The 18026-nt window shown below is 49.9% G+C and carries 9 protein-coding genes; 5 read left to right on the top strand and 4 right to left on the bottom strand.

Annotated elements, in window-relative coordinates; all coding sequences use genetic code 11:
* Positions 1–43: 43 nt before the first annotated feature.
* Entirely contained in the window at positions 44–1075 is a 1032-nt protein-coding gene (locus R6H26_RS23950) for a cytochrome c oxidase subunit II (protein ID WP_404786147.1), read from the bottom strand.
* A 693-nt stretch (positions 1076–1768) separates the two neighbouring features.
* On the opposite strand from R6H26_RS23950, the gene R6H26_RS23945 reads away from it, so the two are divergent.
* Positions 1769–2749 carry a heme A synthase gene (locus tag R6H26_RS23945; RefSeq protein WP_404786145.1) on the top strand — a complete coding sequence of 327 codons (981 nt, stop codon included), beginning with the start codon at positions 1769–1771 and terminating at the stop codon, positions 2747–2749.
* A gap of 106 nt (positions 2750–2855) precedes the next feature.
* Complete coding sequence (locus tag R6H26_RS23940; protein ID WP_404786144.1) at positions 2856–3839, top strand: heme o synthase; 984 nt, start codon at positions 2856–2858, stop codon at positions 3837–3839.
* Between the two features lie 312 nt (positions 3840–4151).
* Here the strand turns inward: R6H26_RS23940 and R6H26_RS23935 are convergent, their stop codons facing one another.
* Positions 4152–11933: a cadherin-like domain-containing protein gene (locus tag R6H26_RS23935; RefSeq protein WP_404786142.1), complete on the bottom strand. Its 7782-nt coding sequence runs from the start codon at positions 11931–11933 to the stop codon at positions 4152–4154.
* A 1222-nt stretch (positions 11934–13155) separates the two neighbouring features.
* On the opposite strand from R6H26_RS23935, the gene R6H26_RS23930 reads away from it, so the two are divergent.
* Positions 13156–14115 carry a DUF4351 domain-containing protein gene (locus R6H26_RS23930; protein WP_404786141.1) on the top strand — a complete coding sequence of 320 codons (960 nt, stop codon included), beginning with the start codon at positions 13156–13158 and terminating at the stop codon, positions 14113–14115.
* A gap of 209 nt (positions 14116–14324) precedes the next feature.
* Here R6H26_RS23930 and R6H26_RS23925 read toward each other — a convergent pair whose 3' ends face one another.
* Positions 14325–15332: a glycosyltransferase gene (locus R6H26_RS23925; protein WP_404786139.1), complete on the bottom strand. Its 1008-nt coding sequence runs from the start codon at positions 15330–15332 to the stop codon at positions 14325–14327.
* 130 nt (positions 15333–15462) lie between these two features.
* Here R6H26_RS23925 and psb28 point away from each other — a divergent pair, with 130 nt between their 5' ends.
* Both psb28 and R6H26_RS23915 read left to right on the top strand, forming a co-directional pair.
* Positions 15463–15801, top strand: coding sequence for a photosystem II reaction center protein Psb28 (gene psb28, locus R6H26_RS23920; protein WP_404786138.1), 339 nt, complete (start codon positions 15463–15465; stop codon positions 15799–15801).
* Between the two features lie 27 nt (positions 15802–15828).
* A complete protein-coding gene (locus R6H26_RS23915; protein ID WP_404786137.1) occupies positions 15829–16362 on the top strand; it encodes a molybdenum cofactor biosynthesis protein B in 534 nt (177 codons plus the stop codon).
* A gap of 147 nt (positions 16363–16509) precedes the next feature.
* Here the strand turns inward: R6H26_RS23915 and ctpB are convergent, their stop codons facing one another.
* Positions 16510–17859 (bottom strand): carboxyl-terminal processing protease CtpB, encoded by a 1350-nt coding sequence (gene ctpB, locus R6H26_RS23910; RefSeq protein ID WP_404786135.1) that lies wholly within the window; start codon positions 17857–17859, stop codon positions 16510–16512.
* Positions 17860–18026: the final 167 nt, after the last annotated feature.

Raw genomic sequence — 18026 nt, 5'->3', positions numbered from 1 at the left:
ACTTACAAACGAGTACGGGAGGTTAAAGCCTAACCCCCAAACATTAGAGAGACCGAGCGAGTTGGGCAACTTCAGCCGTCTCAGAAACCGCGACTTGGTGCAGGCGATCCATCGCCCTGCGATCGGGACCAAACCCCATCGCTTTGACCTGAGACGTCATGGCCTCATCGTGGATGAGAGAAGCGACCGCAACCGGATCTTTGAGCGCGACTGTCTTTTGGCTGTCTTCCCAGGCTTGATATTCCTCGGGCGTCTGCACGATCACCCTGGTCTTCATGCCGCCGTGGTAAGCCCCGCAAAGCTCAGCGCAGATCAACGGATAGGTTCCGATGCGATTGGGGGTAAAGCTCAGGTGGGTTTCTTGGCCTGGAATGGCGTCCTGCTTCAGCCGAAATTCAGGTACCCAGAACGCATGAATCACGTCATTGGCCGAAATATTGAGGCGTACGGGACGATCTTTGGGGAGTCTTAATTCTCCCGAGACAATGCCCGTCTCAGGATAGGTCATAATCCAGGCATATTGCAGACCCGCCACATTTACAACTAGCGGATTGACTGACGGGTCGATACTGGGGGGAATGGGTGGCGCAGTCAGGAATGAAGACGATTGAGCCACTGCAGTGCCGCTCGGCATCGTCGCCGCCATTGCAGAACCGGGCATTTCGGCCATCTGTTCCGGGGAATGGTGGGCGTGGGCCATGTGGTTAGAGCCGATCGCGTTGCCGCCATCCACCGATTTATAAACATCAAAACTGTAGACGGCCAACCACATCACGATGACGGTCGGGACGGCTGTCCACAAAATTTCGAGCGGGATGTTGCCTTCAATGGGCAGTGCGTCGGTGTCGTCTCCAGAACGGCGGCGAAAGGCAAAAACCGAATACAGAATTGCCCCTTGCACGATGAAGAACAATCCCGCCGAGATTGCCATCATTGCGTTAAATAAATCGTCAATCTTTTTGGCCTCGTCGGACGCGCTCAACGGCAACAAACCGTGATTTTGTCCGATCCAGAGGCTCACCAACGTGAGTATAATCCCAACCACTAAGGCCGTTATCGTACTTGGAACTTTCACAGCTATCCTCGACCGTACTGAAACAACGACTCTTGGCTTTCTTCATCTCACTCGCAAGGCAAACCCTCAAAGCTTTCCAGCAATTTTGGGTCCGTTACGGGCGGCAGGGCGCAAACCCTTACATCCCATTCTACTCAGAATGCCTTGCATCGCCGGAACGAGGTGCCTTAACGGCCCCAATGCGCGCTCTCGCTCATTTAGGTTGCATTCATAGAGATGAGTCGATACCCCTTATTAAGGTAAACCAGGGTCTTTAAGAAGTGGCATGACATATTACAGGTTGTGACAATTTTCCTGATTTTTTTCGGGATCGGCCTTTGACCGAGCTTCGACCATCCGTCGGGCATTCAGGGCTGCTCGAGATTTCGACGGAACCGATCTTGTCTATTTTAGGGCCTGCCTGAGTTTTAATACCTATTGTGGCTCGCGAAGGATGGCGATCGCCTTCCCCTCAAATCCATTTTTTGAAGGCTGAATCGTTTGAATTCGAACCCCGTACGCCCCGCGCGTGGAAATCTTTGTGCCAATCGTATCGAAATCTACCCCTATCTTCTGTAGGAATTCCTTACAATGGGGGAGTAGATATACCTCCCTCTGGATTTGAGTGCCTGGGGCAACCCCTTTAACCTTTGACGATCGACCGCCTCAGCTAGCTTTAGAAGCAGACTCTTTAAAATCATCATTTATCCACTCATGGCTGATAGCTCTTTTCCCCCAAGCGCTGGAACTGCTCGAATTTCGATTTCTCCGCTCTCGGCTATTCGTAAAGTCGTTTATGGCGTCACGCTTGCAACCCTAGCATTGATGGCCCTAGGCAGTGCGACCCGCGTCATGAATGCCGGATTGTCCTGTCCGGACTGGCCGCTATGCTATGGCACGCTGGTTCCTTCGGCTCAGATGAACTTACAGGTGTTTCTAGAGTGGTTTCATCGGTTGGTGGCATCTTCGATTGGATTTATCGTGCTGGGGCTGACCGCAGCGTGCTGGCGGTATCGAAAAGCGCTGCCCGGTTGGTTGCCAATCTCCATCACCCTCAGTTTGGGCATCGCGATCCTCCAAGGGCTCTTGGGCGGCCTTACCGTAACGCAGTTGCTGCGCTTTGATATCGTCACCGCCCACTTGGCCGTAGGCCTGCTGTTTTTTTGCAGTATGGCGGTCGTCAGCAGCTTTATCGCGCCCTATCAGGGGACGGGGGTAGCCGGAAATCTTTACCTGTACGGGACGGTGGCGGCGCTTTGCATTTACGTCCAAAGCGTACTGGGGGCATTAGTGGCTTCGCGATGGGCCGTGCATCAGTGTTTGGACATTGCGCGACTGTGTCAGGTTCTCAACAGCCACATGTTTACTGCCGTGCCAGCCAGCTTGTCAGTGCTGCTGGTGGCCTACAAGGCTTGGCGAACGGCGGCGCTCCACCCAACGCTGCGAAACTTGGCTCGCGTGGCGGTTGGACTTTTGGCCCTTCAAGTGGCAATTGGAGTCTCGACGCTGCGCCTTCACCTCCAAGTGGAATGGCTGACGGTGTCCCATCAGGTTGCCGGTGCGGCCTTATTTGGAACCCTGGTGCTGTTTAGCGTCGTCGCGCTGCGCGATCGCACTCAAGTCAACCGCCATCTGTTTGCAATTCCTGCTGCATCGGGTGCTGGTGTTTCGTTTCACTCCTCACCCCTTTCATAGTGTTGGTTTTTACGGGCTTCAACGCGTTTTCAACGCTCTGTTGGAAGCGACTGCTGTCCGCGTTTGTGAAGGGCAGTTAGCCCGTTTTCTTGGTAGAGGAGTATTTATGCTAAAAATCGTGTCTGCCGAAACGGTTTTATACCGACCTTCTTTTGGCCTTCGCTTGTTCGACTACTATCAGCTCACTAAGCCTCGCTTGATCTTGCTGTTCTTGATTACGACGGCAGCCAGTATGTGGGTTGCTTCTCAGGGTCAGGTGGATTTTTGGAAATTTTGCGTCACGCTGTTGAGTGGCGCTTGCGCAGCGGGTTCTGCCAATACTATTAATTGCCTCTACGATCGCGATATCGATGCCATCATGGAGCGCACTAGCACGCGTCCGCTGCCTGCGGGCCGGGTGCAACCTTGGCAAGCTGCGGTGTTTGCGATCGCCTTAGCGGCCACTGCTTTTATCCTTCTGGCTTCCTTTGTAAACTTGCTGAGCGCGTGGCTTTCCATGTCTGGTATTGCCGTTTACATTGGCGTGTATACCTACTGGCTCAAGCGCAACTCGTCTCAAAATATCGTGATTGGCGGTGCGGCTGGCGCAATTCCGCCTTTGGTGGGCTGGGCTGCGGCAACGGGCGAGCTGAGTCTCGCAGCTTGGGTGCTGTTTGCCATCATTTTTGTGTGGACGCCGCCTCATTTCTGGCCTTTGGCCATGATGATCGAGGAGGACTATGCTAAGGTCAACGTCCCGATGATGCCTGTGGTGGAGGGTGCTCGATCTACAGCGTGGCAGATCTTTTATTACGCGCTGCTGTTGCTGCCCGTGTCGCTGTTGCTGGTCTATCCCTGCGGGGTGTCGGGGTTGCTGTATGGGGCGATCGCCTTTGTGTTGGGTGTCTGGTTTATCAGGAAAGCGATTCAGTTGATTGCAACACCTGAGGACAAGACGGTTGCGCGTTCGGTTTTTAAGTTTTCCATCCTTTATATGATGCTGTTGTGTCTGGGGATGACGATCGACAGTCTGCCGTTCGTGCGAGGTGCGATGGCAGTCTTGATCCAGCCCATTCAGGCGATCGGCCATTTTATTCCGATCTACGGCTAAAGAGACCTAGCGATTGAAATCGTTGCGGCTACAAGAACAAAACCCGCACTTCGACAAGCTCAGCGATCGCCTGCGCGGGTTGAAATTTACTCATAGTCCGCGCAGTTTGAAAAGTTTCTTAGGCATTACACTCGCCCCCCTAACCCCCCAATTCTGGGGGGAAATAAACCTAGTTTTTGGAAATGACCCTAGTTTTCGGCGTTCTCCCCCCAGAATTGGGGGGCGGGGGGCTAATGCAGGGACGAACGAGGCTTTTAAAGCAGCCTTTCAACCGCCAGCAAAAAAAATTCAGGTTCTATTCAATCCACGCTCCTAAACGTTAACAAACATCCCACTGGTTAGGCTGTTAGCCTGAACGCCCTTGAGAATTGCGAGCAGTTCGTTGTCGCTGCTATTGGCGATGAGGGTGTTGCTGGCGTTGCTGCCCGTCCCTTGGGTGATGGTCATCTGCCCAAAGCTCAGTCCGTCCGTCAGTCCAATTTTGTCTGAGCTGAGCTTAAAGTCGGCGATCGTGTCGGTGCCTTCGCCTGGGGCGAGGATAAAGCGATCGCTCCCGTTGCCGCCCGTCAGAGCGTCGTTGCCAATCCCGCCTCGAAGGATATCGTTACCGTTACCGCCTAAAAGAGTGTCGTTGCCCGTGCCACCTCGGAGGAGATCGTTGCCGCCTTTGCCGTTAAGGGTGTCATTGCCACCTTGACCGTTAATGACGTCAGCGGAATTGTCGAAACCGCTCACGCTGTTATTGAGGTCGTTGAGGAAGGTGACGGTGTTTTTGTTGAAGAGGTTGGTTCGGGTGGAGTTGGTGTCAAAGATGTCGTAGCTGTCGGTGATAGAGGTTTGTCCGGTAAAGATGATATTTCCAGTTTTCGAGGCAAGGTTTTCTAGATTTTGAAGGGCAAAGTTTTGCAGGATGACTTTGTTGCTTGCGATGCCCTCAAAGGTCATCTCTAGATTGTTTCCGTTTTGAGTCAGCAACAGGTTGCGCGCGGTTAGACCTGTGCCTTGGAATTGGAGGATATCGATTTCTGCTTTGATGGCGGCGCTCGGGTTAGGTTTGGTGCCCGTGCCGCCAAGATCGGCGATGGTGTCGGTGCCGTCACCCAGACTGAAGATGAATTTATCGTTGTTCCCGCCACCGATGAGGGTATCGTTGCCTTTCTTTCCGGTAATGGTGTCTTTGCCTGCTTTGCCATCGATGGTGTCGATGAGGTCGGTACCGACTAAGGTGTTATTGCCTGAGGTGCCTTGAACGACGTTGACAGTGGAGTTGACGGTAAGGTTGACGGTGGCTGGATTGGAGGTGCCGTTTTCGTTGTCTTTGACGGTGTAGGTAAAGCTATCCGCGCCCGTGTAGTTTGCGGTTGGGGTGTAGGTGGCCGCGCCTGTGGTGGGTTTTAGGGTGACGGTGCCATTGCTGGGGTTGCTGGCAAGGGTGACGGTGCTGGGAACGAGGGTTCCGTCTATGTCGATGTCGTTGGCGAGCAGGTTGATGATGACGTTGCTGTTTTGGTTGGTTTGGGCGGTGTCGTTAGTGGCGGTGGGGAGGTCGTTGACGGAGAGGATGGTTAGGTTAACGGTAGCTGCGGTTTCGGCGTAGGTGGTGCCGTCGAAGCCGTTCCAGTTGAAGCTGACGGTGCCGTTGAAGTTGGGGTTTGGAGTAAAGGTGAGGTTGCCTAAGTCGGTTGATAGAATTTCTTGGTTTAGGCTGACGTTGGCACTGCCCAGCTTTAGGGTGCCGTTGGTGGGGAGGGTGGTAATTTGAATTTGAGTGAGGGGGTTGCTCTCAATGTCGCTGAAGGCGGTGGTAAAGTCAGCGGCGGTGAACCCGATGAGGGTATCTTCGTTGCCGGATTTGCTGATGTTTGCGACGGTGGGGCGATCGTTGACCGCAGCGAGGCTGAAGGTTTGGTTGGCCGCGATACTTCCGCCGTTTCCATCAATGACGTTGTAGGTCAGGTTGATGGGACCGTTGTAGTTGGCGATGGGGGTGAAGTTGTAGGTGCCGTTCCCGTTGTCGATCGATGTGCCATTGGTGGCGGTTAGTTCAGATACTGAGAGCGTATCTCCATCCGCATCGCTGAAGCCTTGTAATAAGTCTAAGGTATTAAGCGTGTAGGTTGTATCCTCTGTGCCGCTAGCAAGGATTGCTGTGGGAGAGCCTGTCGGAGGATTGTTGGTAACTGCTCCTATGCTGAAAGATTGGGTCGCGGCAAGATTTCCACCATTACCATCAACGACGTTATAGCTCAAGTTAACAGTGCCGTTGAAGTTAGCGTTGGGGGTAAAGGTATAGGTACCGTTATTGTTGTTAATCAACGCTCCATTTGTAGCGGTCAAATTGGCTACGGAGAGGGTATCTCCATCAATATCGCTAAAGCCTAGCAATAGGTCTGAGGCATTGATGATATACGGTGTATCTTCAGTTCCACTCGTAAGGACTGCTGTGGGGGAACCTGTTGAAGCGTCATTGACTGCGGCCAAGTTGAAGGATTGGGTTGCTACAGTACTTCCACCATTGCCATCACCGACGTTGTAGCTCAGGTTGACGGTACCGTTATAGTTAGCATTGGGGGTAAAGGTAAAGGTTCCGTTATTGTTGTCAACCAATGTTCCATTTGTAGCCGTCAAATTGGTTACGGAGAGAGGATCGCCTTCTACATCACTAAAGCCTTGTAATAGGTCTGAAGCATTAATGATATATGGTGTATCTTCACTTCCCCCACTCAGCGTTGCGGCTGCTCCTGAGAGCAATGGTGCATCATTGACGGCAGCCAGGCTAAAGGGTTGGGTTGCTGCGATACTACCAGTATTGCCATCAACGACGTTATAGCTCAGGTTGACGGTACCGTTGTAGTTAGCATTAGGGTTAAAGGTGTAGGTACCATTATTGTTGTTAACCAAAGCTCCATTACTGGCTGTGAGGTTTTCAACAGATAGGACATCACCATCCACATCACTGAATCCAGCTAAAAGGGTGGAGGTGTTTATGGTGTAAGGCGTATCTTCTGCTCCAGCGCTTAGCACTGCTGTGGGTGAACCTGTGGGTGCATCATTGACTGCGGCTAGGGTGAAGAATTGGCTCGCTGCAAGACTCCCACCGTTGCTATCAACAACGTTGTAGCTGAGGTTAACGGTGCCGTTGTAGTTGGCGTTGGGGCTAAAGGTGTAGGTACCGTTATTGTTGTTGACCAAGGTTCCGTTGGTGGCGATCGGATTGGCAACGGAGAGGGGATCGCCATCCACGTCACTGAAGCCTTGCAGTAGGTCTGAAGTATTGATGGTGTAAGGTACATCTTCTGCTCCAGCAACAAGGATTGCTGTGGACGATCCGATGGGTGCATTGTTGAAGGGGGTGATGTCCAGGGTAATGGTTTGACTGGCGGTGCCGCCTTGTCCATCGCTGACGCTGTAACCGAAGGTTCCGGCACTGCCGTTGACGTTGGGAGTGGGGACAAAGATTAAGTTTGCGAGCTGGTCAGGGGTGAGTAACGCACCAGCAGTAACGATGAATCCGTTACCCAATCGGATTTCACCTTTGTTCGGGTCTGGGATGGTATCAACCAGGATAATTAGGGAATCACCATCACTATCGGTTGGGGCAGCGATGTTGAGTGGGGTGGGGGATGAATCTTCTAGTACAGTTAGGGTTTGGTTGGAATTGACAACTGGGGCATCGTTTATACCGTTGATGGTGACGGTGATATCTTGAGTGGCGGTGCCATCTAAGGATTGGACGGTGAAGGTTTCGGTTTTGGTTTGGCCTGCGCCTAAATACTGTACTTTACTGTTATCGACGGTGTAGGTGTAGCTTCCAGTGTCGGTGATGCTGAGGGTACCAAGGTTGCTGGGGGCAGAGATTGCTGCTGTGCCGAATTTGTTTTCGCCTGGGTCTATGTCGTTGACGGTTAGGGTGCCTGTGGCGGTTAAGGTTGGGTTACTGGCATCTTCAGTGACGGAGGCAGTTGGGGTACCGCTGATAGTGGCGGGGTCGTTAATGCTATTGACTGTGATGTTTACGGTGGCAGTGCTGTTGCCACCATTTCCATCGCTCATGGTGTAGGTGAAGCTATCTGGGCCATTGAAGTTGTTAGCGGGGGTATAGGTATATGTGCCGTTATTATTATCGACTAAGGTGCCGGAACTAGGATTGGTGAAACTGTCGACCGATAGGGTATTGCCATCAATATCGGTGTCGTTGCCTAGCAATGTAATGGCATTAATGAGCAGTGGCGTATCTTCATCGGTGCTGAAATTATCGCTACCAGCAAGAGGAGGATTATTCTTTGCAGAAAGAAAGTTGAAGACATCGGTGCCAAGGAGACCATCAAGGTTTTCAATAAACCCAATTCCAATGCTTGTTCCAAAGTTTGCAAAGAAATCCACTATGGTCAGGTCAGTCAAACTACTGATTAGTCCATCTTGGTTCAAGTCAATAAAGAGATTATTACCAGAAACCCCTAGTCCAATTGTTCCAGTAGAGAGTTGGGTAAGATTAAGGGTGGCCTGATTGAGCTGCAAGGCATCGATATTTCCAGTATCTTGAATCAGGCTTCCGGCAGCGGTTGTAGCATCAAGGATATAAAGGTCATTGCCATCCCCTCCAAGAAGCGAGTCGCTGCCACCTCCCCCATCAATGATGTCGTCACCAGCCCCTCCCTTAATGGTGTCATTGTTATCTCCTGTTGTGATGACATCATTGGCTTCTGTTCCCGTAATCTGAAAGCGTTCGATGTTGGAAAATTCAACTTGGTCAACGTTAAAGCCAATGTTGTTGTTGTAGGCGTAGTAAAAGCCGTCGTAGCTGCCTGCACCATTGCGGCCAATCGAGCTAACCATACCAGCACTGGGAGATGTTCCAGAGTAGGTGTTGCTGGAGTAATCGACGATTAATAGGTCGCTGCCATCACTGCCATCTACGACATCCAACCCTAACCCAGGATTGATATTATCGTTGCCACTACCTGTATTGATATTGCTGCTGAAACGCTCGGTAAAATTAATGAAATCGCTCCCGCTGCCTGTGGTGAGATTCTGAAAGCGCTCAAAATTGGAGATGGTGTTGATGTTGGTTAAGTCAATGATCGTGCTGCCTGTCTCGTTGAAAACCAAAAATGTGGTGGCAGCGCCAAAATTACCGTTGACCAGGATATCTAGCCCTTCTCCGCCATCAAGGATGTTGACACCTAATCCCCCATCAATGATGTCGTCACCAGCCCCTCCCTTAATGGTGTCATTGTTATCTCCTGTTGTGATGACATCATTGGCTTCTGTTCCCGTAATCTGAAAGCGTTCGATGTTGGAAAATTCAACTTGGTCAACGTTAAAGCCAATGTTGTTGTTGTAGGCGTAGTAAAAGCCGTCGTAGCTGCCTGCACCATTGCGGCCAATCGAGCTAACCATACCAGCACTGGGAGATGTTCCAGAGTAGGTGTTGCTGGAGTAATCGACGATTAATAGGTCGCTGCCATCACTGCCATCTACGACATCCAACCCTAACCCAGGATTGATATTATCGTTGCCACTACCTGTATTGATATTGCTGCTGAAACGCTCGGTAAAATTAATGAAATCGCTCCCGCTGCCTGTGGTGAGATTCTGAAAGCGCTCAAAATTGGAGATGGTGTTGATGTTGGTTAAGTCAATGATCGTGCTGCCTGTCTCGTTGAAAACCAAAAATGTGGTGGCAGCGCCAAAATTACCGTTGACCAGGATATCTAGCCCTTCTCCGCCATCAAGGATGTTGACACCTAATCCCCCATCAATGATGTCGTCACCAGCCCCTCCCTTAATGGTGTCATTGTTATCTCCTGTTGTGATGACATCATTGGCTTCTGTTCCCGTAATCTGAAAGCGTTCGATGTTGGAAAATTCAACTTGGTCAACGTTAAAGCCAATGTTGTTGTTGTAGGCGTAGTAAAAGCCGTCGTAGCTGCCTGCACCATTGCGGCCAATCGAGCTAACCATACCAGCACTGGGAGATGTTCCAGAGTAGGTGTTGCTGGAGTAATCGACGATTAATAGGTCGCTGCCATCACTGCCATCTACGACATCCAACCCTAATCCAGGGTTGATATTATCGTTATCGGACGCGCCATCAACAAAATCATTTCCTAATCCAGCATTGATAATGTCATTTCCATTTCCACCATAAAGAGTATCGTCTCCAATATCACCACTTAGAGAGTCATTACCGGATTCGCCATCAACAAAATCATTCCCTAATCCAGCATTGATGGTGTCATTCCCGTCTCCACCATAAAGAGTATTACTAACGTCATTGCCTGTAATGACATCATCAAAATTACTTCCGATCGCATTTTCAATCGTTACTCCATAGGCGATCCCTAAATTGTTGGTAGCATGCCTAATAACATCTCCATTTTCCAAAGTAAAAACAGTTGAGCCAATTGAGCTAAAACTACCTGGATTAAGATCGATTTCTACGCCGTAAGAATTGAGTCTTATAACCGCATCAGGCGAATTTTTGGCAAAATCAGAATATTCTTCTTTGTTTTGAGTAACATCAGTAGGGGTATTGAAAGCTACCTGATACGATGCATTAATTGTATCAACCCCTGCGGCATCCCAAATGGTTCTTAAAAAAGGAGTATTAGGATCCCAAGAGTAAGAATCGTTGCCACTGTTAGTACCTTCATCTATTCCATATAGTTGCTGAATAGCGGCTATGTCGTAAAGCATTGGGGTAGAAGGATAAATATTTCCTTGCCACTTACCTTTTTTGTAAGACATAACAGAATAGCGGTGATTTTCATAAGCCGCTTCTAGAAAAGGGGGGTCGTTGTCCACATCGTCAGCAAAAGGATGTTTAAGTCCTAATGCATGTCCAATCTCATGTATGAGTGTATGAAATCCATAAGATCCTGGAATACCAATTACATCAGAATCATTTGTTTGCACATGGTTATTGATCCAAACATCTCCATCATTATTTATTTTGACACTGAATAGCTTTAACAGAGAAAGGCCACCTGGCATCCCAATAAGTTGAAAAGGTTCTAATAATATATCAATAAAATCAGCAATTGAACTTCTAATCTGATTAATCTGTCCTAACAAGTCATCAGGTGGATACGAAGCCTGACCATCGATTGGTTTTCCTTGATTGTCTGTTCCAAGATTGCTTGTTCCAAATCGAATATTTGCTCCTTCTACTACAGGAAACCCAATTAAGTTTCCAATAAAATTATCTAATTTATTTGCAAAGTTATCCCATTCGTCAATTGCTTCAAGGGCAGGCTTAAGTAAAGGTATAACTATTAAGTCTGCTAATTGAAGTGCTTTATCTTCAGTACGCTCAAAGTTTAGATTTGCAACTTTAGCCCATAAATCTAAAGCATTTTCAGCGGCAGCTATTTGGAGATCATCAAATGGAATAAAGTTATTTATACCCTTGCCTAAATATGAGATAGGTAAGCTAGGCATGAAATTGTAGGTCACCGTTGTACCTGGGAAAATAAAATTGCTTGGCCACCTAGGAGAACCTGGAGGTAGCAAAGCAGCCACTCCATCATCAAGAGAAGATTGTTCTATCTGAAGTGCTTGACCATTCAATAAAATTGTTGCGAAATCATCCTCTGATTTTAACTTCTGTAGTTTCTTCTGAAGAAAAGACTTTTCTTCCACTAATGCTGAAAAAATAGCGCCCTCATCCCCTGGAGAATCAACATCATTGAGTTGGCTATCAACAAAGTGACCAATTTCCTCCAAAATCACTCCTGTAACTGCGTCAGGATTATCTTGGTGGGCTTGTAAAAAATCAATAGACAGGTAAATAGAATTTGTAGCGATCGCGTAAGCCCCATTGGCCCCATTCAATTGATCCGCCGTTAAAATCTCAATTCTTGGCAAAGTACTAAAATCCCCGCCTTGCCAAGCAAGCTGCAATGCATTAGCATCAGCTCCTGCGCCAAATGCCAACGCTATCTTTTCCCCAAAGCCCGGATCCCTAGCAAATTCCTGTAACTTTTCTTGTGTGAAAACTAGAGCTTGATCCAGAAGAGATAATTGAGCTGGAGCAAGAAACAAGGAAGTTGCTACCAAAAGATCGTCAAGCCGAACATATTGAGTTTTCATTGTGGAATGATGTTATTAAATATCTGAAATCTAGCAATCTGAGCATTTACAAACTTTCAACCAAGGCAAGACCAGCAATAATTACTGGACAGAATACCTGACAATCACACAAGCAATGTGACTGTATAACCTAAATATGTATACAGTTAAAATCTATAAACCTAGAAAATAACTCTCTCGTTTTGAGGAATAAGACCAGAACAAATCAAAATACTGAGCCACCTCAAACGAGTTCTGTAACTTTGACAGAACAAAACGAACTCATCTTGGCAATCAGAGATCTAAATAAGACGAATTATGCTGAAAACTGCTCGTGATAGCGGCTCTCTTCCGTAAATCTATAGCGTAGGGCATAAGCACCAGAACATGTAATTTTGGCTATGCAAAACACGATCGTATTGCCCCCGCAACATTGTTTCTATTCAAGAGCTATCGTTATAACCCTTCCACAGAAATTAAATTTTTAAGAGATTTTAGAGTCCAATCTTTAAGAAGCCTTATCTAGCTTGACTCAATTAAATTCAATATTGGCATAATTTTTTTATTCATCCATTCTTGTGAACTAAATTAGTTCATAAATTCACAAAAGTTTGTAAACAATGAACATAACACCTCGGCCAAATGATTTTCTTTAAGCTTTTGAGTCAGGGTTAGTAAAAACAAATTCAGAACGGATTTGAGTCATTTCAGCCTCTCAATCCCCTTCGATGAAGCTTGATCTAAACGAGAAATAAGGGGTTTCAGCCACAAAAAATCTTGAGTTTGGAATTACTGGAGCAGGGGCGATCCTCGTATCCCCGCGTCGAACTCAATACAACGGCTTGAGTAAGGTGATTTCTGGGAAATAACCTACCGCTGGCTTCGACTCCGCTCAGCCAGCTAGAGACTAGAGATTGTGCCCTGCGGTGTCCTGAGCTTGTCGAAGGGAGCGGAGTCGAAGGGTACAATCTCGGCTGGTATAGCCCTACGAGAGCATGTTAAGACGTTTGTAAATAGCCCGCTTTGAGCAGTAAGGATTTGATTAAGCAGTGCGTCCTAAGCAAAATCCGTAGTGCTATATAGCCCTACGAGAGCATGTTAAGACGTTTGTAAATAGCCCGCTTTGAGCAGTAAGGATTTGATTAAGCAGTGCGTCCTAAGCAAAATCCGTAGTGCTATAAAACCTTTTCTAGAAATCGCATAACCAATCCTCATCGTTTGAACAACATCAGACATAAGATGATTGAGCACTCGCCTCCGCAAGCTAGACATGGCTAAAAATCCCTTCGACCAGTTCTCCAAACAACTTCTTGAAGAAGTGCTTGCCCCCTTCGGAGCCGTCAAAACAAGCCTTGAAGTCCCTGGCGAACCCCAATTTGTCGATGTGTTTTTTGAGCCAACCTCCCCACCTGCAAACACGCAAGATCTAGGGCTGCTGGGACGTATGACTCAACAGCCATCTCTCTTAGAACCCTTTCGCAATCAGCCCACCCCATCAGAAATCCGCAGTTGTCTCCTCAAGCTGTATCAAGTTCATGGCAACGTTCAACGCAAAGCAAAGCGAGACCATGAATCCATTCCAGACAGCGACCTCCCTTTCTTATGGATTCTCGCCTCATTTGCATCGCAAACCCTACTCAATGGATTTGGCGGAACCTTAACTGAAGATTGGGGCGCTGGAGTCTACTGCTTCCATCCTTCCTTCAGAACGGCACTCATTGCTATCAATCAACTGCCCAACACGGAAGAGACCCTGCTCTTACGGCTGCTGGGCAAAGGCCAAACGCAAAAACAGGCCATCAATCAGGTCATTGCCTTTGATACGAGAGATTCAAGACGTGCCGCTATACTGGGATTACTGGCAAATTGGAAAATTAGCATTGAGATTACAGGTCAAGTTGACGCAGAAGAGGAGCTAATGATGGCTTTATCGCAAGCATTCTTAGAGTGGGAGCAGCAAACTGAACTACGCGGCGAACTACGCGGCAGGCAAGAAGGCAGGCAAGAGGGCGAACAGCGCGGCGCGCTCAAAGAAGCCCAAGCCCTCATCCTTCGTCAGCTCACACGGCGAATCGGTACCGTAGCTCCAGCAATACAAACCCAACTTCAATCGCTTTCCCTCCCCCAACTCGAAAATCTGGGCGAAGCTCTCCTGGATTTTTCAAGCCCTACTGATTTATTGGACTGGTTGCAGAATCATTAATTGAACCTACAGGTCAAGTTGACAATTCAGTCATTCTATCCCCTCTGGTCAGCCAATACGCCGAAGCACTTGGCCTTTGGGGCGATCGCAGACTCGACCCGCTGGCTAAAGTCCCGCCCATCCGCATCAAACAGCCCAGATTGACGATCGCATTTAGCCCGACTTACTCGACCGCATCGAAAACGGTCAGAGCCGAGATTAATGCAGATTCAGCTCTTCTTCCGTCTCAGTAGTTTGGTTTGCACCTTCTGGAGCAACGTTTGCGATCGCATCTGCCAAATCCGCAGGGGCGTCAGCGGCGCGATGCTGCCCTGAAGGCCGTCGCGCGCGTCAAAAAAAGCATTGACGTCCTTCAAAATGGTTTCTAGACGCAGCAAGATATTGTCCCGACGGTACTCCTCGAGAAAGGCCAGATCGACGGTTGGCGGATCGGTGCGGACGCAGCTCAGAATGCGCTCGAGATCGTAGCTGGCAGAATACCCCGCAATTTTGTGACAGTTAAACCCCGGATCCAGATAGTCCGATAGCCCGCCGTTGACACTCGAAAACACCTGGCACCCACAGGCGATCGCCTCCAAAGGCTGGAGTCCGAACCCTTCGCTCACCCCCTGAAGCGCCCAGTACTCGGCGGAATCGTACAGGTAAACCTTGGCGCGGTTGAATAAGGCGGCAAAATCGTCGATAAAACCGCGAATGACGAAGACATTGCACTGCGCTTCTAGAGCCGGAATCAGCTCGTGCAACAGATACTGAGATGATTTGCGGGCGTGGACCAGCACGTCGATATCGCGGGGCTGATGGCAGTCTTTAAACGGCTCGGAAATTTCATTGGGCAGATAGTACAGCAGCGAGTGGGGCGCGTGTTGGCCCCAGTAGCCCAAAGTATTGCGGCTCACGGTAATAATCGGTACCCGCGCGGGCAACCGGAACCCGTAGCCGGAACTGTGAGCGTGGTACACCGCATTAAAAGACTTGAGGCGCGGAGCCAGCTTTGCCACGTCAAATCCCCAGCTCATCACAAAAATGGCATCGCCGAGGGCATGCGGCTCCTGGAGCAGATCGTCTAAAAACGGCGTTTGCGGCTCCCGCTGGCGGTAGGTGACAACTTGCGCGGGGCAAATTTCGCGGGCCAAGGCCAAGGTTTTTAGCTCCGCCCACAGCCCGCCGCAGGCAAATTTTTTATCGGTGCCGGGTAACAGAAAATAAAGCTGCCGCATGGGAAACGTGGATGGGAAGTCCTTTCTACCCTACTAGAAATGAGGTCTGCCTCGAAGGGGCATTTGTGCGGCGTCCCGCTTCGTGTGAGGATGATTAGGTTAAGGTGACACAGTAGCTGGACGGAGCATCATGGCAGAGATTCAATTTGTCCGAGGCGAAAACGAAACAGTCATCCCCGACGTACGGCTGACGCGCGCGAAGGACGGCACCAACGGTCGCGCTTATTTTTATTTCGACAATCCTAAAATTCTAGAAGGGAACCTCGAAATTTTGGGGATGTACATGGTAGACGAGGAGGGAGAACTCATCAGCCGGGATGTCAATGCAAAGTTTGTCAACGGCATCGCAAAGGCGATCGAGGTGGCCTACACCATGAAGAGTACCGCCGAATGGGAACGCTTTATTCGGTTCATGGATCGCTACGCGCAAAGCCACGGGCTGGTCCAAAATAAGTCGGACGCTGAATGAGCAGTTTTTAAAAAAATAGGGGTGCTCGTGGCCCATACCCCCCATGCCGATTCAAAACCCGTCTCTGTTTCCTGCGCCATCATCACCGCAAGTGATTCTCGCTGGCAGCGCATCGCGCGCGCGGAGCCTTTTGAAGAGGATAAAAGCGGTAACTTAATGCGATCGCAGCTTGAAGCGGCAGGCCATACCGTCGCGGACTACCGGATTTTGCCCGACGAGCCAGCCGCAGTGCGGAAAACACTAGAGCAACTGGCAGCGCTCGGGACGGTGCAGGCCGTCCTGCTGACGGGCGGAACTGGCATTGCGCCGCGAGATACCACCTACGACGCCATTGTCGGTTTGCTGGAAAAGGAACTTCAAGGCTTCGGCGAAATTTTTCGCGCCCTTAGCTACCCAAAAATTGGCTCGCGGGCGATCGCCTCGCGGGCAACAGCGGGGGTTTATCGGCAAATGCTGGTCTTTTCGCTGCCCGGTTCGGTTCACGCCGTCGAGCTGGGCATGAAGGAGCTGATTTTGCCAGAATTAGCCCATTTAACCCGCTTGCTACACCCCAGTCTCTAGCTGGCTGAGCGCGTTGCCCTGCCGTGTCCTGCGATGCCCTGAGCCTGTCGAAGGGAGCTTGCCGAAGGGAGCGAAGCCGAAGGGGAGTCTCTAGCTGGCTGAGCGGAGTCGAAGCCAGCGGTAAGCTTTTTCCTGGAAATCACCTTATTATCTAGCAGCTCGGGCAGGTGGCACGACCTCTACCCCAGTGACCGTCACATTGGGGCGAACGTCCGGGCGATAGGCCCGAATTAATTTAGTGGCGCTGCGCACAGCCTGCATGTACTGCGGGTCCGCCTTGGTGGCCAGCAGATCGGGCTTGGCATTCAGTTGCGCGACCTGCTCGGCTGTCAAATCCGCTTGAATGTCGGGAATAATGCCCTTGTGGCTGATGTCAGTTCCATTGGGCGTATAGTAATGGGCGATCGTCACCGCCATACCCGAGCCATCGGAAAGCTGATGGACGGACTGCACCAACGCTTTACCAAAGGTTTTGGTCCCCACGACCGTAGCGCGCCCGTTGTCCTTCAGCGCGCCCGTTAGAATCTCGCTGGAGCTGGCGGAATTGCCATCGACTAAGACCACTAGCGGCAACTGAGTCATGGCCGTTTGATTGGCTAGGATGGAATCATCTTGACCCACGCGATCGACGGTTCGCACGATCGTACCCTTATTGAGCCACATGCGCGCGATATCGATGCTGGCATTGAGCAGACCGCCCGGATTGCCCCGCAGGTCGAGAATGTAGGCATTAACCTGCTGCTTGTCCAGTTCGCGGATGGCCTTCTGAATTTGGCTGGCTGCATGGGAGCTGAATTCGCCCAAGCGAATGTAGCCAATGTTGGCGTTTGCTTCTTTTTTGACCGAGTAGGTCACGGTCGATAGCTCGATCAGTTGACGACCGATCGCGACGTCAAAATTTTGAGTGCCCCCGCGATTAATGCGCAACTTGACCGTGGTGCCCACCTTCCCGCGAATCAGCGCAGAGGCTGCTTCTACATTCATAGTGCGAGTAGACTTGCCATCAATGGCAAGGATTTGGTCGCCTGCTTTGATGCCCGCCTTGAGTGCTGGAGAACCTGCCATCGGTTCCACGACGGTCAAAATTTTGGTGACTTTATTCAGCTCTAAGCGAATGCCAACCCCAGACAATTCTCCAGACGTTTGGGTGGTGAGTGCCGTAAACTGCTCGGGATCCATAAAGCGGGTATAGGGATCCTGAAGCTTTTTAAGCGCGGAGCGAAGCGCGCTGTAAGCCTGATCCTTGGAGCTGTAGGACGGGCTCAGGAGATCTTTGCGAATGGCCTGCCAATCATTGCGATTAAAAGTGTTGTCGACGTAATACTGATTTACGAGCTGCCATGCTTCGTCCAGAACCACCTTAGGGCTATCCTTAAAGGCTATACCGTCCGTGCGGCTATCGGCAGGTCGCGTAGGAATTAAGGCTGTAGCGGTTGCAAGAACGCCGCCGAAGAAGAACGCGCGGAGGATTTGAGATGGAAAAGAACCTTGTTTCATAGATTGCGTGCCACCGCAGGTGAAGAGTGTTCGGAGATATTCACGAGATGTAAAGCGAATGCAAACCGCGGACCGAGACTGGGATTTCTAAATGCTTGGATTACGCTTGCGGGTATGCCGATAGCATTGCTCTATTCATAAGATAGACCAAAGATTTTGAAGATTGC

The sequence above is a fragment of the Altericista sp. CCNU0014 genome, from assembly GCF_044923475.1.
Classification (GTDB): Bacteria; Cyanobacteriota; Cyanobacteriia; order Thermosynechococcales; family Thermosynechococcaceae; genus JAAURS01.
This window is presented reverse-complemented; position numbering and strand designations above follow the sequence as displayed.